General features: G+C 55.5%; 16 protein-coding genes. 5 read left to right on the top strand and 11 right to left on the bottom strand.

What is annotated here, in order from left to right; genetic code table 11:
• The first annotated feature begins 30 nt into the window (after window positions 1-30).
• Both G512_RS19625 and G512_RS0101235 read left to right on the top strand, forming a co-directional pair.
• Entirely contained in the window at window positions 31-255 is a 225-nt protein-coding gene (locus G512_RS19625) for a DUF4169 family protein (protein ID WP_036487971.1), read from the top strand.
• On the top strand, window positions 252-473 hold the full coding sequence (locus G512_RS0101235) for a ribbon-helix-helix domain-containing protein (RefSeq protein ID WP_028480122.1): 222 nt from the start codon (window positions 252-254) through the stop codon (window positions 471-473). Before G512_RS19625 ends, G512_RS0101235 begins: the two co-directional genes overlap by 4 nt.
• On the opposite strand, the gene G512_RS0101230 is transcribed toward G512_RS0101235, so the two are convergent.
• The 3 genes from G512_RS0101230 to G512_RS19620 all read right to left on the bottom strand — a co-directional run bounded on the left by G512_RS0101230 (window position 466) and on the right by G512_RS19620 (window position 8,143).
• A complete protein-coding gene (locus tag G512_RS0101230; protein WP_028480121.1) occupies window positions 466-4,458 on the bottom strand; it encodes an AsmA family protein in 3,993 nt (1,330 codons plus the stop codon). The two genes, G512_RS0101235 and G512_RS0101230, sit on opposite strands and share 8 nt — an antisense overlap.
• Window positions 4,459-4,620: 162 nt before the next feature.
• A complete protein-coding gene (locus G512_RS0101225) occupies window positions 4,621-6,039 on the bottom strand; it encodes an FAD-binding oxidoreductase (protein ID WP_028480120.1) in 1,419 nt (472 codons plus the stop codon).
• A gap of 190 nt (window positions 6,040-6,229) precedes the next feature.
• The gene (locus G512_RS19620; protein ID WP_228130458.1) at window positions 6,230-8,143 is read right to left on the bottom strand and encodes a chloride channel protein; all 1,914 of its coding nucleotides are present in this window, start codon (window positions 8,141-8,143) and stop codon (window positions 6,230-6,232) included.
• A gap of 417 nt (window positions 8,144-8,560) precedes the next feature.
• Here G512_RS19620 and G512_RS19615 point away from each other — a divergent pair, with 417 nt between their 5' ends.
• Complete coding sequence (locus G512_RS19615; RefSeq protein WP_051268712.1) at window positions 8,561-9,316, top strand: AzlC family ABC transporter permease; 756 nt, start codon at window positions 8,561-8,563, stop codon at window positions 9,314-9,316.
• Window positions 9,313-9,624 carry an AzlD family protein gene (locus G512_RS0101210; RefSeq protein WP_028480119.1) on the top strand — a complete coding sequence of 104 codons (312 nt, stop codon included), beginning with the start codon at window positions 9,313-9,315 and terminating at the stop codon, window positions 9,622-9,624. Before G512_RS19615 ends, G512_RS0101210 begins: the two co-directional genes overlap by 4 nt.
• Window position 9,625: 1 nt before the next feature.
• Here the strand turns inward: G512_RS0101210 and G512_RS0101205 are convergent, their stop codons facing one another.
• Window positions 9,626-10,660: a phytanoyl-CoA dioxygenase family protein gene (locus tag G512_RS0101205; RefSeq protein ID WP_028480118.1), complete on the bottom strand. Its 1,035-nt coding sequence runs from the start codon at window positions 10,658-10,660 to the stop codon at window positions 9,626-9,628.
• Between the two features lie 83 nt (window positions 10,661-10,743).
• A complete protein-coding gene (locus G512_RS0101200; protein WP_028480117.1) occupies window positions 10,744-12,561 on the bottom strand; it encodes an aminopeptidase P family protein in 1,818 nt (605 codons plus the stop codon).
• 298 nt (window positions 12,562-12,859) lie between these two features.
• Here G512_RS0101200 and G512_RS19610 point away from each other — a divergent pair, with 298 nt between their 5' ends.
• Window positions 12,860-13,072, top strand: a complete 213-nt coding sequence (locus G512_RS19610; RefSeq protein WP_036487967.1) for a hypothetical protein — start codon at window positions 12,860-12,862, stop codon at window positions 13,070-13,072.
• 330 nt (window positions 13,073-13,402) lie between these two features.
• On the opposite strand, the gene G512_RS0101190 is transcribed toward G512_RS19610, so the two are convergent.
• The 6 genes from G512_RS0101190 to G512_RS0101165 all read right to left on the bottom strand — a co-directional run bounded on the left by G512_RS0101190 (window position 13,403) and on the right by G512_RS0101165 (window position 23,207).
• A complete protein-coding gene (locus G512_RS0101190; RefSeq protein WP_028480116.1) occupies window positions 13,403-14,305 on the bottom strand; it encodes a 50S ribosomal protein L11 methyltransferase in 903 nt (300 codons plus the stop codon).
• A 98-nt stretch (window positions 14,306-14,403) separates the two neighbouring features.
• Entirely contained in the window at window positions 14,404-16,839 is a 2,436-nt protein-coding gene (locus tag G512_RS0101185; protein WP_028480115.1) for an ATP-dependent helicase, read from the bottom strand.
• Window positions 16,840-16,989: 150 nt separating this feature from the next.
• Window positions 16,990-19,170, bottom strand: coding sequence for an NAD-dependent DNA ligase LigA (gene ligA / locus G512_RS0101180; protein WP_028480114.1), 2,181 nt, complete (start codon window positions 19,168-19,170; stop codon window positions 16,990-16,992).
• 107 nt (window positions 19,171-19,277) lie between these two features.
• On the bottom strand, window positions 19,278-20,495 hold the full coding sequence (locus tag G512_RS0101175; RefSeq protein WP_028480113.1) for a glycosyltransferase family 87 protein: 1,218 nt from the start codon (window positions 20,493-20,495) through the stop codon (window positions 19,278-19,280).
• Window positions 20,496-20,664: 169 nt separating this feature from the next.
• The gene (recN, locus tag G512_RS0101170) at window positions 20,665-22,335 is read right to left on the bottom strand and encodes a DNA repair protein RecN (protein ID WP_028480112.1); all 1,671 of its coding nucleotides are present in this window, start codon (window positions 22,333-22,335) and stop codon (window positions 20,665-20,667) included.
• A gap of 32 nt (window positions 22,336-22,367) precedes the next feature.
• Entirely contained in the window at window positions 22,368-23,207 is an 840-nt protein-coding gene (locus G512_RS0101165) for an outer membrane protein assembly factor BamD (protein WP_028480111.1), read from the bottom strand.
• Between the last annotated feature and the right edge of the window lie 120 nt (window positions 23,208-23,327).

Here is a 23,327-nt window from a genome sequence, read left to right as displayed (position 1 = left end):
CTTTTCCAGTCCCATGAGGATGTTAAGACCATGTCCGCAGATATCGTGAACTTGAGACAGGCGCGTAAGCACAAAAAACGCGCGGCCAAAGAAAAGCAGGCAGAAGAAAACCGCCGCAGCTTTGGCCGCAGCAAAGCCCAGAGACAGCTCTCTTCGCTGGAGCGCGAGCGTTTCAACCGGCAACTGGATGGCGCTCAAATCAACTCCGAAAAACTTGGAAACTTGAAGAAGACGAAGGATCAGGAGGACACGTGAGCCTCGTCAAGCGATCCATTACACTCCACGGTCATCGAACCAGCATCGCTCTTGAGCCCGCTTTTTGGGAGGGGCTGGAAGCCTTGGCGCGCAGTAAAAACAGCAGCCTAGCTGCCATTGTTGCGCAAATCGACGATTCACGCGACCCGGATGCAGGGCTCTCCAGTTGCGTGCGCCTTGCTGTACTGGAGCATTACAAGGCTCAAATCCCTACCTGATTTCTAAAAGACGGCCGCCAGGTAGTCGCCGAAACCGCGGCCCATCTGCCTTTGGTTCTGGCAATGGTGGCGGCATTGTCAATCCAGCCGCATCATCTTGTCCCGGGGCCACAAGGATGCCCGACGGATCTGACGCTGAAAGGCCGGTACCCGGCACACCCTGACCGGAAGGCACTGCAGCTTCATCAATCCCGCCGATCACGCGCGGCGGATCCAGTGCTGGAAGCCCGGATGTACCTTGCCCGCTTGTGTTCTCGCCGTTCTCCCGGCTGCGTGTCAGGGCAGATTGCACTTTCCGCAAGAAGTCGGTTGCTCCCTGAGAGCTATCACGAGGTTCTGTGACACCACTGGCAGATGTGTTGTTCTGTAGCTGTTGTTGCCGCTGTTGTTCAAGCTGCCGTTGCCGCTCCTCAGCCGCACGCTCCCGTGCCTGTCTTTCGCGATAAGCACGCTCCCGTGCTGCTTGCTCCTCGGCTTCGCGCCGCGCCTGTTCATCGGCCTGCCGTTGGATCTCGGCTTCCTGTTCGGCCTGTTGGCGCGCCTCTTCTTCCTCTTGCTGGCGTTGCAGTTCACGCAGCAACCGTTCCTGTTCAGCAATGGCCGCTTGCTCTTTCTCAATACGTTGAACGTTTTGCTCTATCGCCCGTATGTTGAGATAGGACAGGAATGGGGTCACATCGATGCGCCGAGCGGGGGTTCCTACAGGACCATTGAACACCAATGCCACCTGCGGATCGGCACCACTGACCTCATAGTCTCCTCCCGCAACCTTGATGGACACATCACCTTCTGCGCGCCATCGTTGCAGGTCGATCTGGCCCGACCCGAACATGGTTGCCTCCGGAGTATCGACACTAACATTGCGTGCACGCATCCGCCCAGAGGACAGAGCAAGTGTCCCATTGATCTGGTCAAATGTAATGCTGCCAAGATCAAGATGACTGGAGAAAACGTCCCTCACCTTGTCCTCGTTCAGCTCCAATCCCTTGTCTGCCGCCTCAATGACAAGGTCAAACGCATCAGGATTGAGACCCCTGATTTCACCGTTTTCGACCGTAAAGGTTCCGCCGCCGGACAAACCAGACACCAAGCCGGAAACCGTGCGCCCAATGCCTTCAAACTCTGCAATTGCCCTGAGTTTTCCTGTTGCGACAGCACGCCCGCTCCGGCTCCAGATGATTTCCTCAAGAATAGCATCATCCAGACGGAAACGACCTTCCAGAGAAGCCTGATCACCAGTACGTGTCAGTTGCAGCGCCCCACTCAACTCACCGCCTGCAAACTGGGCAGCCCCCTCATCAATTGCCATCACTCCATCTCTGAGCCGCAGACGGGCCGTAGCCGCGTTTGCCGTCATGGCATCGCTAAAGGTAACGGCATCAGTACGTACATCAAGAGACAGGTCCAGGCCCTGCAAAATGGAAGGGCCTAGAGCCGTGGAGGGCCAGACGCTTTCCCGGCTGTCCAGATCGGCCGTCCAAGCACCACCACCAAGCACCAATTCAGAAAGGGTACGCAAATCCAGCGAGGAAACTGCCAATGCTCCTTGTGCCTTCACGCCGGCAGTTTTGGTAAACTCACCGTCAAGCGACCCTTGAAAATTGGAGTCCACCACTACGCCCGCAATCGAAGGCACCGAGAAGGCACGGCCCTCACCAGAGACACTAAGGGAAACGTCAAGCGGCAGCGCCGCCTGTGGATTTGGCAGCATTGTACCCAACACAAGAGCTGCCGGACCAATATCCGCCGTGCGCAAGGACGCATCGGCTTCCCACTCAGCCGCCCCGCCGTCCACCATGCGAACCGTGCCTTGGGAATTGAGTGCAACGTCACCAAGCTCACCAGCAAAAACGAAATCCATCTTGCTGCGGGGTACGCCATCCACCGTCAACTGAACATTCGCGCTTTGAACGTTATCCAGCGGCAGAGCTTCAATACCCAACTGCTTCAATAACGTCACACCATCCGAACCGCCAAGAAACAGTTCAGCCCGGATGTCGCCACTTTGGACATCATCCATTCGGCCTTCAAACGTGCCATGAAAGTCCAACTCGCTCACACCAACATCACCGAGCAGGCTCAAGGACATTTGCGTCTGACCATCAACAGCGGATGCCTCCAGCTTGCTTGTCATGGACACGGGCGCAAGCGCCGGCGCCGCCCGTTTAAGACGTCTTACCACGGGGCTATCAGGCAAATACTGCTCCAAAGCAGAAATAGCACCAACGAGCGATGTTGCGCGCAATGTGCCATTCATGGTGCCCGAAGGCGTGGTAGAGACCCGCTCCACACGACCACTGGCATCCACATACGCCCCCGCGAAGTCGCGCACCTTGAGTTGGTCAATGGACAGGGTATCGTCTTCCAAAGATGCCTGCAAAATCAGGCTTTTGGCGTCCACCCCACGAGCCACGAACTCATCCGCATAAAGACGCAGGGCCATGTTCAAGCCGCGGCTGCTCACCGCTCCGCCACTCAGCGCCGTTGCAACGGTCTCAAGTTGCCCCAACTCCAGCCGATCACTGTCGATATCAACGAATAGCTGGGATGGCTGGTCCATGGGCCACTTGTAGGAAATCGCTCCCACCGTTCGGGCACCATCAATGTCCACCCTCAAATCCGCGAGTGAAAACAACCCGGGGCCGACAGCGAGGGAGCTTTTCAGTGAAAAGGGTTCAACACGAGCCGTTGCCACATCGGGCGTGCCATGCCACCAACTAGCCAGTTTTTGAGGCTGCACCGATTCCAGTTCAATTGTGCCTCGATATTCGCGCGCTGTGCGCAGTTCCAGATAACCGTCAGATTGCACCACACTGCGTCCAGGCAGCTTTGCGGAAAACCGTTTTACGGCCCACCCGGTCGGCCCGGATGCCACCTTCAGACTGACTTCGGACAACACACTGCCCCCGAGCACCACACTAGGCATTTCTGCAGCAAGCGTTGTGTCCATGCTGGCCAATGGCAGGTCGTTCAGGATTGCAGCGATCTCAGCCGGAAAAGCTGCCACCGCCACAGGCTCCTGAGGCCCCCCGCCCAACAAGCGATCCAGATCCACCTGCTTGAAACGCGCCGAAATATCAAGAGCAGGTTCAACGGCATAGGTCAGATGAGCAGCACCCTCGGCAGTGATAGGGCGGTCTTCTGATCCGAAACGCATCGTGTATTCGGATATGTCCAGCCCGGACGGATCCAGACGATAGGCGCCTTCAAAATCCCATTCGCTCCGCTCACTTTCCTCATGCAGAACCGAGTGGGCGCTGGCTGTGCCCTCATAAAAAGGGTGTCCGTTTTCTTCCCAAAGTTCGCCGTCCAGCGTAAGCTGCGCGGGCATGGAAGCTGGAGAAACCTGCGCTTTTACGCGCAAGCGCTTGTCGGCGGTCCGGCGGCCTGTTCCGATCCGGAGGGTGTACGGCACGCCTTCCATGGAAATGGCCCCATCGAGCTTGAACGGGCCTTCCAGACTGCGAGCGCTGGCAATGAAATTGCCATTCACGCCGCGCAAACTGTCGCCGGTCCGGGCATCAATCAGCGAAAACGACCCATCCACGATTTCAATACTGTCAAATACAACGGAACTCGGTTCCAGAAACTCCATCACTGAATCGTGAGGTGTCCCGCGCAACAGGTCGAGATTGCCTTGCTCATCCAGTGACATGCGCAAATCCGGCTGCTCCAGCCGCATATCCAGAACACGAATCTCGCCACGCAGAAGCGCCGGCAACTCGATACGGCCGGAAAACCGGGAAACAACAAGCAGAGGGTCTTCGACTTCACCCACCCGAACATCGGTAAAACTAATCGAAGGCGTGGGCAGCAAACTGACATCCGCGTCCCCGAGCACGGCAACGTTATGACCCAATATCGTCTCGCCGTAGCGCTCGAAGGTCGCGCGGTAAGCGGACCAATCGATGAACATGGGGGCGACAAGCGCCGCCACCAGCGCCACAATCAAGGCTGTGCCGATCGTGATATAGGCCGAATTCAACGTACAGCTCCTTCACTTCGCAACACCTGCGCGGTTCGACAGGTCAACCGCCCAAATATTTAAGTATTACGAATGGATTACAGCAGTATGGTGCATCCGGCAACGGGCCTTGGCAATGGGAAGAGCGCGGTTTTCCCATTCACCTGCCCGTATCCACCTCACTTATTCGTCAATGCGAACGATTTTGCCGGGGTTCATGATATTCAAAGGATCAAGGCTGCGCTTGATACTGGCCATTACCGCTAATGCGGGCCCATGCTCACGAGCCATGTACTTCATCTTGCCCTGTCCAACACCATGTTCGCCTGTACACGTGCCGCCCATTTCGATCGCACGATAGTTCAGTCGTTCTATGAACGCCTCAACACGTTCAAGCTCGTCGGCATCGGTATCGTCTGCAAGCACCAGCACGTGAAAGTTGCCATCACCCACGTGGCCCACGATCGGGGCGGTCAGGCCTGTTGTTTTAATATCTTCCTGCGTCGCGACCACACAATCAGCGAGGCGTGAAATGGGCACACAAACATCCGTCGACAAGCTGCGTTTGCCCGGCTGCAAACTTTGACCCGCCCAATAAGCATCATGACGCGCCGCCCACAACCGAGTGCGGTCTTCAGGCCGCGTTGCCCACTCAAAATCACTACCGCCAAACTCCTCGGAGATAGAGGCAAACAGTTCCACTTGCTCCTTCACCGAGCTTTCAGAGCCATGGAACTCCACCAGCAAGGTTGGAGCCTCCTTCAAGCTCAGCTTCGAGTAGCTGTTGACGGCCTTTACTTGCAGTTCGTCCAATAGCTCGATACGGGCAACCGGGATGCCACACTGAATGGCATTGATCACCGTATTGCACGCGCTGGCAACATCCGGATAGTGGCAAATCGCTGCCGAAACGGCTTCCGGTACACCAAAAAGCTTTAAAGTCAGCTCTGTAATGATTCCCAGAGTACCTTCCGATCCAACCATCAACCGGGTTAGATCGTATCCCGCTGAGGATTTCTTTGCTCGGCCGCCGGTCTTGATAACAGACCCATCTGGCATGACCACCGTAAGCGCGAGAACGGCGTCCTTCATAGTGCCATAACGTACCGCATTCGTACCAGAAGCCCGCGTTGCAGCCATACCGCCAAGGCTTGCATCCGCCCCGGGATCGATAGGGAAAAAGAGTCCGGTGTCACGGATATAATCATTCAGTTGCTTGCGTGTGACGCCAGCCTGAACGACACAATCCAAGTCTTCCGGATGCACAGCCACTATCTGGTTCATCTGGGAAAGATCAACGCTGATGCCTCCCCCCGGCGCATTCACATGCCCTTCCAGGGAAGATCCTGTTCCGAAGGGAATAATTGGCACGCGGTGTTCATGGCAAAGACGTACGGCTGACGCCACATCATCTGTCGAGAGCGCGAAAACAACGCCATCGGGCAACTGGTTGGGCAACCAACTGGTGGTGTGTCCATGTTGTTCACGAATGGCCTGCGAGGTTTGAAACCGATCACCGAAAAGCTCACTGAGCTTCGGCATCACGGCTGCAAGGCCCGCGTCGTTTCTTTGAACCGGGACCTGAAGGGCTGCCAGCGACATGTATTCCTCCCATTAAAGCGCATGGGCTCGACGTCCTGCGGCGACTCACCCACACGCATTTGTGCTTATGAAGCGCAGTCAGTCTTAACGGATTTGTCTTGGCAAGCCCTACGATATGCAAAGAAGGCATGAAAAAGCCGTGCGCATCAATCGCACGGCTTTCACTTTGATCGTGTTAACGCAGCGCCTTTTAGGCGTAATGGTTCGCAATGACCGCATCCGCAATTTCGGTACGGTCAATAACGCCCACAACATCTTCAACGCGCGGAATGCCCTTGGCATTTTGAACAACAATGCAGTAGCCACGACTACGCTTGTTCATACGTGAAATCACGGTATTGAGAAGTGTCGTCTCCGGAGCCACCAGGAAGTCGTGCTGCACTACATCGTGAAGGGTTTGCGCTTCCAGTGTATCCGCTCGGTACAAGACAGTGCCGAAACGTACATACCCCAGAATATGGTCTCCATCCGCAACAATCACATGAGAGGCGTCAGATTGGGTCATCTTGGAAATGGCATCCGTAACGCTCATGGAACTGGACAGAATAAGGAAATTCTTCGCCATCAAGTCGTGGGACTGTTGCACCAGATACATGTTGGTGAAGCGGTTGACTGGAATTGGCCGTCCGCGGTTGCGCAGCTTGATGGTGTAGATATTCGCGGTCACCAGGGAGCGGCGAATACCGACAGCAATCGCGACCGCCAGAACAAGCGGCACCATCACGTTGTAATCTCTCGTCATCTCGAAGATCATCATGATTGCTGTCATTGAGGCACCGGTTGCACCGCCAACCACGGCTCCCATGCCGACAAGCGCGAATTCGGCAACCACAAAGCCGGACCCCGGGAATAGGTAATCGCCAGCCAAGCCGACCAAACCGCCGATGCAGGCACCCATGAACAGGGACGGTGCGAAGACACCTCCGGATGCGCCTGAGCCAAGGCTGATGGAAGTCGCAAGTATCTTGGCAATCAACAAACACGCCAAAAGAACTAAGGTCTGGGGGTTGCTGTTCAGGATGTCCTGAATGGTCGCATAGCCGACACCAGCTGTGTGATAATTGCCGGTAGCGACAAAGAACGCGTAGGTCATGCCACCAACGATGAGCATGCCGATCATGTTCTGGACATACTCGTTGACTGGCAGCATGGGAAACCAGTCCTCGCATTTTTCAAGGCAACGGATAAACGCCCATCCAACGACACCAGCCAGCACACCAAGCACAGCGTAGGCCAGCAGTTGCAAGGGATCTATGATCCCGCTCTGTGACACACTTGCGATGGGCACCAGAAACGCAGGCTCCAGACCGATGGCGATATGAGCTACATAGGTTGCGGTTACAGTGGCAACCACCACCGGCAAGAAGGTGCGGCTACTGAACTCGGGGAGCAAAATCTCGACAGCAAAAAGAACACCGCCAAACGGCGTGTTGAAGGTTGCTGCAATGCCGGCGCCAGCGCCGGCGGCCAGAAGGGTGATCTTTTGCCAACGCACCAGGTCGAATGAACGCGCGATACTGGAGCCGAAGGATGCACCGATTTGAATGATCGGCCCTTCACGGCCCACCGATGCACCACTGCCGATAGAGATCGCGGAAGCAAGCGATTTGATGAGGGCAACAATGCCACGCACATCACCCTTCTTGTGATAGATGGCATACATGACCTCGGGCACACCGTGGCCTTTGGCCTCTGGTGCGAAGGTCCGGACCAGAAACACGACGATCAAACCGCCAATGACCGGTGCCAGGATAATCCAGGCCCCGAACGGGCTTGGGTCACCAAATTGGTTGGCGTCAAAATGCAAAGAGAATGTGCCATAGAAAAAGAGGTTGTGAACTATCGCGATCAAATAGCGAAAGATCACAGCCCCCGCAGCGGCTACAACACCAATTGCAAGCGCGAACAGACATAAAACGGGTAGCGAAACGAGTCGGGATTCGTTGGTCCCCTCCTCCGACTTCGCCTGTGGTGATGAGGGTTCTATATTCTCGGTTGTAGACATGAGTGCCTGTTTCCGTTTTTCGGTCAGGAGTTGAAGCACAGCAGTCGAGTCGGGCCAGGCAGCGCCATGGGATGCGGCTGGCAAGTAAAGTTGGTCCAATCTCGGCTGGGTTCCCCTGTCCTGAACCTATCAACTTCGAAAATCAAGGGCTAAAATCGATTAATTTACTAGCACATGGACACTTGCGTTTAGTACTTACAAGACCAACCTACTTCCGCGCACCCACGCCGACCTTTCTTTGAACCCGCAAAATGCTTGCCATTTTCTCAGTCATTCAGTTGAGCAGACACTCCCCAACTTACGCGCTCTGCCAGCGCCGGCGACCTGCATGTAGGTAAGCACGATATATCAACTACAAACTGACCTTCGGGTAATCAAAACGTCGCGGAACTAGCCCATCATGGCTCATCGAATTTGGAGATGAGAGCTTCAAAAAACGTCATGGAAGCGCCTCTTTGAATGCCGATCCACATCGGTTAGATATCAACAATCAGCACATGAGCCGAGACTTCCGACATGACACACGCCCCGACTGATGCGCGCCCTGCCATTTCCAGCGCCACTGATGACTACCTGCTTGGTATGCGCACCATTGCGCCTTTGCTCGTGGCTGCGGGGCCCGTTGGTTTGCTGTTCGGCGCCCTGGCGGCACAAAAGGGGTTGAGCGCTCTCGAAATTCTACTCATGAGCGCATTCGTCTTTGCAGGCGGGTCTCAGTTCGTTGCTCTCGATATGTGGACCACCCCACTGCCATGGCTAACCATCGCCCTGTCAACATTTTTGGTCAACATGCGCCATGTCCTGATGAGTATGTCATTGGGGCCCAGCACCACCACGTTCACCCGCACACAGAAGCTGGTCGGATTTCTCTTTCTAGCTGATGAAGTCTGGGCACTTTCGGAACAAAAAGCGGCACGAGTTCAACTGAGCTTCGCCTATTACATGGGTTTGGTTGTCCCGTTTTATTTGATGTGGGTTCTCAGCTCCTTTGTCGGCGCCTTTGTTGGCGCGGCCTTCACCAACCCTGAGGCCATCGGGCTGGATTTCGCCTTCACCGCTCTCTTCGTCTTTCTCGTGATGAGTTTCTGGAGAGGAAAACGCACAGGGGCTGTATTGGCGGCGAGTGGTCTGGCGGCCACCATTGTTTACGCCAGTGTTTCCGGTCCTTGGTACATTGTAGCAGGTACTGCGGCGGGCATGATCACAGCAGCCATCTGCGCGAAAGTCTTTGGACTGGAATCGGACCGCATCACACAGGAGGCCGCCCGATGACTGAATGGTACGCCATCGAAATCACGTCCTTCTGGACCATTTTTCTGATGGGGCTCAGCACCTATGTCACACGTGTGGCGGGGCTACTGGTTTTGCGCTATCTCAGCCTCGGCGGCTTGATGGAGGAAACACTGAAAGCTGTCCCCCCGGCCATTTTCATGTCCATTATCGCGCCAGTCGCCTTTATGTCGGGAGTAGCTGAAACACTGGCTGCTGCCATTACCGCGGTTGTCGCCATGCGTTTTTCCATGTTGCCTTCCATATGTGTAGGCGTCTTCAGTTGCGCGATGCTGCGCATGGTGCTGTAAGCTAGCGCACCGCCGGATCAAGAGCTTTCACCTCACCAATATCCATCAGCGCCGGCGGCTTGCCCTGGCGTCTTGCCTTGAGATCTTCTAGTGCCACATATAATTCAGCTTGACGCCCTTTGAGGCCCGGCAACATTAACGGATCCGGCACGCTGAATGGCATGTAGGCGGATTTCCGCAAGGAACCGTAAAGGCCCAAACGGCTGCTCGGTCTTTGACTTCGCCCCCGCGCATGAAACCCATGCGTATCCGCAACCACCAGCGTATTGGCTGGCACGGCCAATGCCACGGGCTCAGGCAGCCCCATCTTGTCGAGGTCCTCAATAGTGGCCCGAAATGACCCCGCCGCATGCAGTTTGTTTGGATGACTGGCAGCGACCAGGCTTTGCTTATATTCCCATTCTCGCCGCGCGCGGGTCAGGCGATGCGAGCCCGGCACGTAGTTGAACGGCCCATCTTCTAGGGACACGTCCTTCAAGAATAGCCACGCCTTCGCGGTTGGCTGAAAAGTATCAGAATGGAAAAATGTTTGAGGGTCACGTTTGTCATCCGCCGGATTGGTCAAAACGCAGTGGAGAAAAACAATCGGATCTGCATTAACCCCGGCAACATAGCGCAGTCCCCCTTGAAACGCCGGCAAATTCACCGCCTGCCTCAATCCGGGGACTTCCTTCAACACAGACGGTGGCAGAGGAATAAAACGGGTAACGGTTCCTCCCTGCTTCATCTCCCGCGATCGAAAACGGGTCGTTTCAATTTCCTCCTGAACACGCTCGAAAACCTGATCTGGCAAGACGTTGTTTTTCAATACATATCCGTTGCGTGAAAAGAACGCTCTATCTTCCGCATCCAGCAAATGGGCGAGTCGTGAACGACGAAAATCAGCCATGCGCTCGGCCAGTTCCATACGCCGAACGTGCAACCCACGCGCATTCAATGCACGGCTGCCGATTATTCCATTGTTTTTGAAGGACTTTCCCCCGGCGAGCAACTCAACAAACCAAAGGGGATAGCGCAGAACATCCAAAGCATTCACGAGCACACCTCCCACCTTACCGTCTTAGGCTAGGTCAAAAGCGTGCCCGCAAAAACTACCTGAATTCAGGGTGCACCCCGCAATCAGACTGTGCGTGTGGCCTGTTTCAACCAACTCTTCGTGTCGTCATCAACAAGTGGTGCCAAACTATCGAAAACCCGCTTGTGGTAGGTGTTCAACCACTCAAGTTCTACGCCCGTCAGCAAAGACGTATCGACCAGACGCAGGTCGATTGGAGCGAGCGTGAGCGACTGGAAACCCAACATCGGGCGTTCGCCGCCGTCAATCTCTGTCGCCGGTGTCACCAGTTCCAGATTTTCGATGCGTATCCCATACTCCCCGTCCTTGTAGTAGCCCGGTTCATTGGACAGGATCATACCCGGTTCCAGCTTCACCTGATTATTGTTCTTGGCTATGCGCGCAGGCCCCTCATGAACACCGAGATAGGATCCCACACCGTGTCCGGTGCCATGGTCGAAGTCCAAACCTGCTTTCCACAACTCGATTCGGGCTAGAGTGTCCAACTGCGCACCGCAGGTACCTACCGGGAAGCGCGCGGTCGCGAGTGCAATGTGAGACTTCAGAACCAGAGTGAAGTTGCGACGTTGCTCCTGTGTCGGCTCGCCGACCGCCAATGTGCGGGTTATGTCGGTCGTGCCATCCTCATACTGAGCACCTGAATCAATCAGGTACAATGTATTTGGCTTGATCGGCAGATCGCTTTCATAGCTGACACGGTAATGACAGATCGCCCCATGGGGACCAACACCAGAAATGCTGTCGAAGGAAATATCCTTGAGCATTCCGGTATCGCGCCGGAACTCTTCCAACTTCTCGACAACAGAAACTTCCGTAAGGTCGCCGCTTGGGGCCGCATTATCAAACCACGCAAGAAAGCGTGCATAGGCGGCTCCGTCGCGAATATGCGCGTTGCGCGCACCTTCGATCTCGGCCGCATTCTTGATGGCTTTTGGAAGCAGAACCGGTTCCGCACCTTCCACAACAGTACCGCCAGCCCCAACGATCGCATCATGAAGCGCCTGTCCTGCAAGCGAACAATCCAGCAGCACCGACTTCTTGTCTTTGCCAAGAATGGTCAACGTCGCCATCAGGTCCGACGGCTCTTTTATGTAGGCAAGAACCGATAGTGCTTCGCGAACTTCGCTGGCCAACTTGCGCCCATCAATAAACAAGGTGGGTTTGCCCTCTGCAGGGACAATCGCAAAGGCCAGAGGCAGTGGCGTATGCATTACGTCTGAACCACGGATGTTGAAGAGCCAAGCAATCGAATCCGGCTGGGTCAAAACAGCCGCTTCTGCCTTTTTCTCCCCAATGATCTTCCCAATACGAGCGATCTTCGTGATTGCCTCTTCACCCGCAAACTCAAGTGGATGCAGGTGAACTGCACCCAGTGGAGGTTCCGGACGATCGTCCCACACACTGTCAACCAGGTTGCTTTCAACCGCAACCAACTCCGCTCCGGCTTCATCACAAACTGATTTCAGCTTTCGAACCTGCGACACCGGATGAAGCATGGCATCATAGCCAACTTTCATGCCGGGTTTGAGAACCTCCGCCAACCAGGACGTGAGGGGCTGTTCATGCAGATGGCGATATTTGAATACGCTCAGGTCTACCTGCTCGCGAACCTGAATGGTATATCGGCCGTCCACGAAAATTGCAGCCGCCTCACCAACAACGGCGGCTACACCGGCCGAGCCGCTGAATCCTGTCAGCCATTCCAGCCGACACTCGGAAGCGGGCACATATTCGCCCTGATGCGCATCTTCGCGCGGCACCAGAAATCCATCAAGGCCTCTTGAGGCCAGCTCACCCCGTAGAGCAGCAAGACGCGCTGGCCCGCGGGTTTTGTCATTGACTGTATCGAAACTCTGAAACATGCCGAGAAGCTATATCCAGCCATTCTGGGCGGCAACTTATTTCTGTTTCCGCCTTGTTTTTTAGAAAGAAACACGCAAGCCATTAGTATTACGCATATCTCCCATGCTTATAGTGCATTGCACCATTTCATGCAAAAACGTGATATCTTATTGCCAATTATCGGTAGGTCATGCCCGCAACGCATAACGGACATGCGAACTTGTCTCTTCATTTCGTAGGGTCTGTCAGGCATATAGAGGCTGTAACGAACGCTGCACCGCAGCATGTATGTACGAGAGAGATAGAAGGAACCCAAAAATGGTTTTCGTGACAACATCACAGTTTGATTTGGGTACCTTTGACGGCGAAAAGAAGTCTTGGTTCGCCCGTTTTATGGACCGCATTTTCAACGCTCGTCAGGCTGAAGTTGATCGCCTGGTTGAGCAGTATTTGGACAAGCTGGACGACGAAACGCTCGCAGCTGCCGGATATGACCGCGACGTGCTGCTGAAAGGCGCTTCCGCGTACTAAGGTTTCGCCGAAAGGCAAAAGATCTCCCAGCCGAGCGTAGCTCCTCCCATACGCTTGGCACCCAAGCTGGACTTGGCTTCCTCCCCCAAGTTTGGCGCTATATCGGATGATCCCTCCCAATCCTCCGATATATCTTAACCGGGTGTCGTTCCTCCCACGCATCCGGTGATTATTAAACCCCTGCTTCCCACAGGCCGATCTCCTCCCAATCGGCTACCGGAAGCGGGGGTTTTTTATTATCTGAACCCAACGTGCTCGTTTTTCTCACGCCTCCGAAGCCAATAAAAAAGGCGACCGAAGCCGCCTTTGTCGTGCCTATTTGACACCTCGTCAGGGCTGCCAGTTTCCTCGCACCAGGGTAAGGGTCAACCACCCATCAATTTCACGACGCCGTTCAAGGCGATAGCCCTGCTGTGCGTAGGCCGACAGGATCCGCGGTCCATCTTCAATGCGCAGTCCAGACAAAACCAAGACAGACTTACGGGCCATCACCGCTGCAAAGTGCGCAGACATCTTCACAAGGGGCTTGGCCAGAATGTTGGCTACCGCCAAATCAAAAGGGCCGATTTCTGCAAACCGGCGATCATCCACACCCGCTGCCGTAAACCCTTTGACCAAAGGACCAACACCGTTCAACTCGGCATTGCCCAGCGCGGTTTCCGTCGCAATCGGGTCGATATCAGTTGCCCAAACGCGTTGATGGGTCAGCTTGGCCAATGCGATCGCCAACACACCGGTTCCTGTTCCAAGATCCAGCATGCGATGATATCGCCGACGTTGCAGCAAACGCTGCAATTCCAACAGGCAGCCGGCGGTTGTGCCATGGTGACCCGTTCCAAACGCAAGAGCAGCCTCGATTTCCAGACCAATGTCATGCTTGGAAACCACGTCTCGATCGTGCGCACCGTGGACGATGAAGCGCCCAGCCCGAACCGGCTTCAAGCCCTCCAAAGATTTGGCAACCCAATTGATTTCCGGCAGCTCGTCCAGCTCCACATTTTGTGGCAGAACGCCCCCATCCAAATACGGCGCCAACCGCTCCTCTGCCATCAACCGCGCGTCATTCACTGAGCTGTCCAGAATGAGCACTTCAGCGGTCCAGGTTTTTCCATCGGCCGAGCTTTCAAAAACCGCAACCGGAAAGCCTTCTTCCTCGAAAACAGCCTCCATGGCTTCAGACAGGGCCTTGGCTTCCGCTTCAGGACGCGGAATGCGCACACGGATCGTCGCCATTTATCATTCCTATGAGTTGTTTTGGTGTTCTTGGCTATACTCGGCCCGGCACGCAAATACCAGTCCCGTGTAACACGTCCAAATTCCCTTGATGCCTCTCAAGGGCGCTCTACAAAGCCATCAAGCACCTTCTTGCGACCCGCCTTCTCAAAGTCGACGGTCAACTTGTTGCCCTCGACAGACGCAATCCGCCCATATCCGAATTTCAGGTGGAATATGCGCTCGCCAACCATGAAGCCGGAACCGCCCTCATCAACAGACTTGGCAACCAACTCACCCTCAATGGTCTTGGGACCCGCTCGTTGTTGGCGTCTGGTTTGCGTTCCACCGTGCATTCGGCCTTGCCCGTAACCAGCGGCCTTGGCCTGTTTGGCCCGTTGCCAGCCCGGCGTTGAGTACGTGCTTTGAAATGGATCCTGTGCGTCGAACCGACTGGCACCATAGCCACCGCCGGCACCCATGGCTCCATAACCACCGTAGGAGGTACCTTGCTCCAGCACCTCAACATTCTCGGCAGGAAGCTCATCCAGAAACCGCGATGGAATGGACGACTGCCACGACCCATGAATCCGCCGGTTCGAGGCAAACCAGATCTTCACCCGTTGACGCCCGCGCGTAAGGCCGACATAGGCCAGCCGACGCTCTTCTTCCAGTCCGGCCTGTCCTGTCTCATCCAGCGCACGTTGGTTCGGAAATACCCCTTCTTCCCATCCGGGCAGAAAGACCGTGTCGAATTCAAGCCCCTTGGCCGAGTGCAGTGTCATGATCGACACCGCATCTTCGTCACTGCCCCCATCGCGATCCATCACCAGCGAGATGTGTTCAAGGAAGCCTGCAAGGCTTTCAAATTCTTCCATGGATCGGATGAGTTCTTTAAGGTTGTCCAGACGTCCTGGGGCTTCTGCCGAGCGATCCTGCCGCCACATCGCGGTATAGCCGCTTTCATCCAGAATGACTTCAGCCAACTCTGTGTGGCTCATGCTGTCCAGTTGCAGGCGCCATCCTTCGAACTGAGCCAGCAGGTCCCCCAGCGCCTTGCGCGCCTTGGGGCGCAGTTCTTCCGTATGCACCAACTCCGCTGCCGCTTGCATCAATGGAATGCGTTCACTGCGCGCATATTCATGCACGATCTTGAGAGACGCTTCACCAAGGCCGCGCTTTGGCGTGTTGACGATCCGCTCAAAAGCAAGATCATCCGTTGGCTGCATGACACAGCGGAAATAGGCCAGTGCATCACGAATTTCCATACGCTCGTAAAAGCGAGGGCCACCGATCACCCGGTAGTTCAGACCCAGCGTTATGAACCGATCTTCAAACTCACGCATCTGAAACGAGGCACGAACCAAGATTGCCATTTCGTTCAAGGCATGACCCTTGGTCTGAAGTGCCTCGATCTCATCGCCGATGGCACGGGCTTCCTCCTGAGAATCCCATGCAGAAGCGACCGTCACCAGCTCTGCTTCCGGATCCACCGCATCTGTAAACAGGGTCTTACCCAGACGCCCCTTGTTATGGGCAATCAAATGGGAGGCCGCTGACAGAATGTGACTGGTTGATCGATAATTGCGCTCAAGCCGGATAACGGCGGCACCGGGAAAGTCATGCTCGAAACGCAGAATGTTATCTACTTCCGCTCCGCGCCACCCATAAATGGACTGGTCATCATCCCCCACGCAACAAACATTGTGGTTGCCTTGTGCCAGCAGGCGAAGCCAAAGATACTGTGCGATGTTCGTGTCTTGATACTCGTCCACAAGCATGTAGCGGAAGCGGTTCTGAAAGCTTTTCAAAACATCTGAGTGATTGCGGAAGATCGTAATGCAATGCAGCAGAAGGTCCCCGAAATCGCAAGCATTCAAGATCGACAGGCGTTCCTGATACAGCTCGTACAACTGCCTGCCCTTGCCGTTGCCGAAACTTTGCGCTTCGCCGGCCGGAATTTGTTCCGGCGTCAGTCCTCGGTTTTTCCAGCTGTCCAGCATCCCGGCGAACGTCTTGGCTGTCCAGCGCTTGGCATCCAACCCCTCGGCCTCGATGATCTGCTTGATCAGGCGCAGCTGGTCATCGGTATCCAGAATGGAGAACGAGGACTTAAGTCCGACCAACTCTGCATGTCGGCGGAGGATCTTGACACAGATGGCATGAAACGTACCCAGCCACGCCATACCCTCCACATTGCCACCGATAAAAGCACCGATACGCTCTTTCATCTCACGCGCAGCTTTGTTCGTGAACGTGACGGCCAAAATTTGTCCGGGTGTTGCGTGGCCAGTTGCCAAAATATGCGCAATACGCGTGGTCAACACACGTGTCTTTCCGGTACCAGCTCCGGCAAGCACCAGAACCGGCCCGTCTATAGTTTCCACGGCCCGCCGTTGCTCGTCGTTCATCCCCTCCATGTAGTCCGGTTGGGCCGGCTGGCGCGCCGCCATCGCGCGAGCGGCGATGCCACCTGCTCTGGGTTGATGAGATCCCGAGGCCGGGGTCACATCAGCAGAGGTACCGGGCACCGGCCAGTTGGAGGAGTTCGACATTGGGCTCAATCGCTTCTCGGTTAAAGCGCCTGACGCGCGTGGTTAAAAGATTCCTAACGCAGATACCTAGAACATTATAGCAACATAATCCATGTTTCGAGCCCATCACCTGTGGACTCTCCGCATGAGAGGGCATGAAACGCAAAAGCGTTACGAAGCACCGATCAGTTCGAACCAATCATCTTCGGAGATCACTTCAACACCAAGTTCCTCAGCCTTCTTGAGCTTGGAGCCTGCGCCCGGACCGGCAATGACCATGTCCGTTTTCTTCGAAACGGAGCCTGAAACCTTGGCACCCAACGCCTCGGCCTGAGACTTTGCTTCATCCCGGCTCAACCGCTGCAAGCTCCCTGTAAAAACAAGAGTTTTTCCAGCAACAGGCGAGCCGGATGTATCTTCTACCGGCATGTCCTTGGGTGTAACCTGCTCTAGCAAGCGTTCCAGTTCATCACGGTTGTGCTCTTCACCAAAAAACTGGGCCAACGCTACAGCCACCGTCTCACCGATGCCATCAATGTTGGTCAAGTCTCGATAGGCCTCGGAAGTCTGGTCTGCCGCTTCTTTCATAGCAGTATAAAACGTTGACCACGACCCATAAGCGCGTGCTAACAGTTTGGCATTTCCTTCGCCCACATGACGAATACCGAGCGCAAAGATGAAGCGATTCAGATCAATCTGCCGCCGCTCATCAATTGCATCGAAGAGTTTCCGGGCTGATACGGCGCCCCATCCATCCCGGCTACGGAGTTTTGTTAGGGACTGTTGATCACGTTCGCGCAGAGTAAAAATATCTGAGGGGGTGCGAATGCCGCCTTTGTCCATATCAAACTGATAGAAACTTTCCACCTGCTTGGACCCAAGCCCCTCGATATCGAAAGCGTTTCGTGACACGAAATGTTTCAGCTTTTCCACCGCCTGCGCAGGGCAAATCAATCCGCCGGAGCACCGGCGGACCGCGTCCGGGCGGCCAGTCTTCGGATTCAGTTCACGATCAGCCTGAGAACCACATGCCGGGCAATACTCGGGAAACTCGAAGGGCACACTGTCTGACGGTCGGCGGTCCAGATCGACGTCCAATACCTGAGGGATAACATCGCCCGCACGCTGAATCACAACCGTATCGCCGACGCGAATATCCTTACCACTGCGGATCGGTTCGCCCTTCGGACCAATTCCCTTGATGTAGTCCTCATTGTGCAAAGTCGCATTGGAGACCACCACACCACCAACCGTTACCGGCTCTAGTTTGGCAACGGGGGTCAGTGCCCCGGTGCGGCCGACCTGGATCTCGATTTCGCGTAGAATGGTAAAGGCTTTTTCCGCAGGGAACTTATGGGCAATCGCCCATCTGGGTGAGCGGGAAATATAGCCAAGGCGACGTTGCAGTTCGAGACTATCAACCTTGTAGACCACACCATCGATATCATAGCCAAGCGTAGCCCGATCCTCTTCAATCCGGTGGTAGACTTTCAACAGCTCTTCAGCACTACAACAGCGTGTCATGAGGGGATTAACCCGAAACCCCCAAGTCTCGAAGGTCTTCACCATCTCCATTTGTGTATCTGCGGGCATGGCGCTCATATCACCCCACGCATAAGCGAAATACTTCAGCGGGCGTGATTTGGTGACTTCCGAGTTCAACTGACGCAAGGACCCGGCAGCAGCGTTGCGCGGATTGGCGAATACCTTGCCCCCATTGGCCTCCATTCGTGCGTTCAAAGCCTCAAAGTCCGCATGCGCCATATACACTTCACCGCGCACTTCCACTACCTCAGGTGCCTCTGAAGGCAGGGTTTTGGGGATGTCTTCTATCGTAAGGGCATTTGCAGTGACGTTTTCGCCGGTTGTACCATCCCCTCGGGTTACAGCATGGACCAACCGCCCCTTTTCGTAGCGCAGGGCCAGTGACAAGCCATCAATCTTGGGTTCAGCCGTTACCGCCAGTTCCCCCATGAGGGGATCATACCTCAAGAACCGACGTACGCGGCCCAGAAACTCTTGCACATCCTCGTCACTAAACGCGTTATCCAGCGACAGCATGGGCACGGTGTGAGTAATCTTTCCGAACCCTTCTGCCAGCTCGCCCCCAACTCGATTGGAAGGACTATCCGGACGGATCAGGTCGGGGAACAGCTGTTCCAGTTCACTATTGCGATATTTGAGGCTGTCATATTCCGCATCGGTTATGATGGGTGCGTCTTTTGTGTGATAGGCCTCATCGTGTTTTTGCAAAAGCTCGGCGAGCCGTTCCAGTTCCTGCGCGGCTTCGTCGCGCGTCAAATCATGAACAGGTTTTTCGGAGAGTGTTTGCGATTGTTGTGAGGCAGACACGGATAGGCTTCCTGAAATGAACTGAGTTGTCGCCTATCATTTGGCACAGCATGGGGACCACGGCAAGCATTGCGCGCACCCGCTCCCCACATCTGCAAGTCTGAATATCAGGCGGCAAGCCCAGCATCGCGATTGCTGGTGTCACGCTGGTCCGAAACGGGTTGCAACAGACGCGGCAGGACCGCCAGAAGCGCAACCAACAACACCAAAGGGGCCACCGGTATGAAATGAGAGGTCAAGGCAATCGCTGCGAATGGCAAGAGATACAGCATTGTAAAACAAATGGGTTCGAGGATCGAACTATCGAAGTCCGAAGGCGCGAACACCTCATGCTTGATCGCGTAGTAATACAGCAAGGGAACCACCACCACGAGGTCCCAGACCTGCGCAAACGGACTGGCGAGCACAGCCAACACGGCAAAACACAGGTTCCTTGCTTCCGGATCCCTTGGCTTCCAGAAAAGCCACAGCGTTGCAAAAGCACACAGCAAAGTGACAAGCGCCTGAACCAGCATAACGCTTTCCGCATTGAGATTGGCAGCAACAAGGGCTCCACTTACCGACAGGCTCATCGCAAGAACGTCAGAGGGTGCAGAAAGCAGTGCTGCGAACTGGATCCGAACCGCATTGTCCCAATAAAGATACCAGCTCTCTGCACCAAACAGGACGGTTGAAAGAAAAACCACACCGGCGCTACTGCAAACCGCTGCACTGAGCGCGATCATGTTCCGCGAGGCCAACAGTGCCAACACACCGAATACAAATACCACGGGCTCCACCACGCTGAGCCCCAACATCAACCCGGCAAGAACCGGTTTCACCTCAAGACGGCGCAGCGTCAGACACAGCAAAGCGGCAACAAACAAGACTGGCTGACCATAAAGCACACACAACAGGGTTGCCGGTGCCAAACACACAAAGTCGAGTGTATCGAAGGAGCGGTACTCTCCACGACAACACCAAACCAGTGCAGCCACACCAACACCAGCCACCAATCCATAGGCCAACATGAAAGGCAAGCTCGCCAGCGGAAGAAGAAACAACAGCAGGCCCGGCGACATCACCCACTCGTAAAACGGATGGGCCCCCGGCGCATACTCCAGCGCGGTCAATCGAAACTCGGCGAAATCCATCACCAGAGTTACATAGCCCCGAAGCGCCAGAACGGCAGCCTCATAGTAGGCGAAAAAGTCCCCGCCAAACCTGAGCGCGGTGAAGCCATAATCCATTGGATCCCAAAGCGCCCACAGATACATGGGATAGCCGATAACGATCAGCGCAATGGCAATGTGAAAATAGGCCTTCAGACGAGGAAACGCATTCATGAGGCAAACTCCGGTTACGCACGGGGTACCGTCAGAATGCCAAAACGCGGTTAAATTATTGAAAAGTCTAAACCTTGTCGGGTTCACCCAATGGGTTTTAGGGGATACCGAGCGCTCGGACCTACATCAACCCACTGAGGTACTTCTTAAATCCGGGAAGCTTCAAGCCCTACACCAGTGTGCCATGCAGAAGTCTGTCGGCCGCCATTCGCGCTTCTTCGGTGATGGTTGAGCCCGCCAGCATGCGAGCTACTTCTTCGCGGCGGTCTTCGTCGGCAATATGGGTCACGCGTGTAGCCACACGTTCGCCATCAACATCACCTTTTTCAATCAGGAAATGCCCCTCTGCGCGGGCAGCCACCTGTGGCGCGTGGGTGACCGTGAGCACCTGAACCTGCTCCGCAAGACGCGCCAAGCGCACCCCAATGGCTTCAGCAACAGCGCCGCCCACCCCAGTATCGATTTCATCAAACACGAGCGTCGGAGCCGAGCCCTTGTCAGCCAACGACACCTTCAAGGCCAACAGGAAGCGCGACAGCTCGCCGCCAGATGCAACCTTGAACATGGGTCCGGGACGGGTTCCTGGGTTCGTCTGGGCCCAGAACTCTATGGCGTCGATACCATCGCTGCCGCGGCGCTCCGGATCAACATCCTGTTGGATGATGAAACGGGCGCGTTCGAGTTTCAGCGCCGGAAGTTCTGCGTGCACAGCGTCCTCCAAAGCCCTCGCAGTAGCTGCGCGCTGATCCGACAAGTCCTTGGCGAGACTATCATAGGCCGCGCGCGCATCCTTTACAGCCTGCTCCAACGCCTGAAGCTTGTCCTCTCCTGCATCCAGATCCGCAAGATCAGACGCCATTTGGTCACGCAGGGCTCCCAAATCGTCCACCGGGCGAGAGTATTTTCGCGCTGCCGCCCGAAGCGCAAACAGCCGCTCTTCGGTCTGCTCCAACTCACCGCGATCGAAATTGGTATCTCTGAGCGCCGTCTCAAGCCCGCTGCGGCCATCTTCCAGATGATCCAAAGCAGACCCAAGCGACTCCACAACGCTGGTCAGATAGGCCGGAGCTTGATCAACTTTGCGCTCCAGACGGCGCAACAGACTGGCAAGCTCGGGAATGGGCGATGCCGTGCCATCAAGGGTATCATAGGCTTCCTGAAGATCTCCCGCGATCTTCTCCACCTGCATCATGTCCTGACGGCGCAGCGCAAGAGTTTCCTCTTCCCCCGGCTGCGGATCCAGCGTGTTCAGTTCATCTACACTGTCGCGCAGATAATCAGCTTCTTTCCGAGCCTCTTCAATGCGCGCCACATGATCCTTCAAGGCCTTTTCGGCGTTTCGCACAGCCCGAGACGCGCTCCGCACCTCGCTCGCGAGCTCTTCGAGCCCCCCAAAACTGTCCAGAATCTGACGGTGGCTTTCCGGATCCACCAAGGCACGGTCATCATGCTGGCCATGAACTTCCACGAGCAGGGTCCCGACTTGACGCATCAACCCTGCGCTCACCGGCGCATCATTGACGAACGCTCGGGTTCGCCCATCCTGCGATTGAACACGGCGCAGGATGATATCCGCATCGTGTTCCAGATCATTTTCCTTGAGAAGAGCACGAACCGGGTGGCTCATGGGAACATCAAACGCCGCCGTTACCTGACCTTGCTTCTGCCCATGGCGAACCAGTCCGGCGTCACCGCGCCCGCCCAGTGCGAGCGAAAGCGAATCCAGCAGGATGGATTTACCGGCACCGGTTTCCCCGGTCAGCACGCTCATACCCGCAGTAAACTGCAGGTCGAGCTTATCAATGAGAACGATATCCCGAATTGATAGCGTTGAAAGCATAAGGCCCAATCAGCAAGCGAATGACGAAGAGATCAGAGCAACTTGATATCTTTAAACGCCCGTGAAATCCAGCTGCTTTCCGTCTCACTCGGTTCATAGCCACCCTTTTGCAGCAGAGAATGGGCGTCACGATACCACTGGCTCTCCGGGAAATTGTGACCTAGCACAGCGGCAGCAGTCTGCGCTTCATTGACCACACCAAGGGCATAGTAGCTTTCTGTTAACCGGAACAGAGCTTCCTCGATGTGACGGGTGGTTTGATAATTGGTCACAACCACCTTGAAGCGGTTGATCGCAGCTAGATACTGGCGGCGCTGCAAATAATAGCGGCCAACTTCCATTTCCTTACCGGCCAACTGATCGTGTGCAACGCGCACGCGCTGCCGTGCCTGTTCGGCGTATTCGGAGTCCGGGAAGCGCTGCACGACTTCATCAAAGGCTTTCAGTGCCCGCTGCGTTGCAGCCTGGTCACGCCCCACATCCGGGATCTGCCGATAGTAGGATTCGCCGATGAGGAAGAGAGCATAGGCCGCATCATCATTACCTGGATACAACGTCACGAACCGGTCGGCCGCCGCTACTGCCTCGGCATAATTGCCCATGGTGAAATTAAGATAGGCGATATTGATCAGCGATTTGCGCGCGAACTCGGAGTACGGATAGACCCGGTCAAGTTCACTGAACTTGGCTTCGGCATCCTTGAGCTTGCCTTCCGCACGCAACGCAAGGCCCTGATTGAACATCAGCTCAGCTGGCGTATCATCCAGCGCGAACTCGTCCGCTGCTTCCTGAGAGGCACATCCAGCCACAGCCAGCGCCACGGCAAATGAGAGAAAACGAACTGTCTTGCCCAAGCCTCGACGGCCTGCCAGTCCTTGAGCACCACCCCTATGCAGCAATGTTTCCGACTCCTTATAGTCTCATCAGGATTCGGGGCACACCCCACCCCGTCAGACGCTTCTAACCGAATGAACCGACTTCGTCACCCGTGC

The organism is Pseudovibrio exalbescens DSM 16456 (genome assembly GCF_000422785.1).
Taxonomy (GTDB): Bacteria; Pseudomonadota; Alphaproteobacteria; order Rhizobiales; family Stappiaceae; genus Pseudovibrio; species Pseudovibrio exalbescens.
The sequence above is the reverse complement of the archived record's forward strand: the minus strand, read 5'-3'. Positions and strand labels throughout refer to the sequence as shown.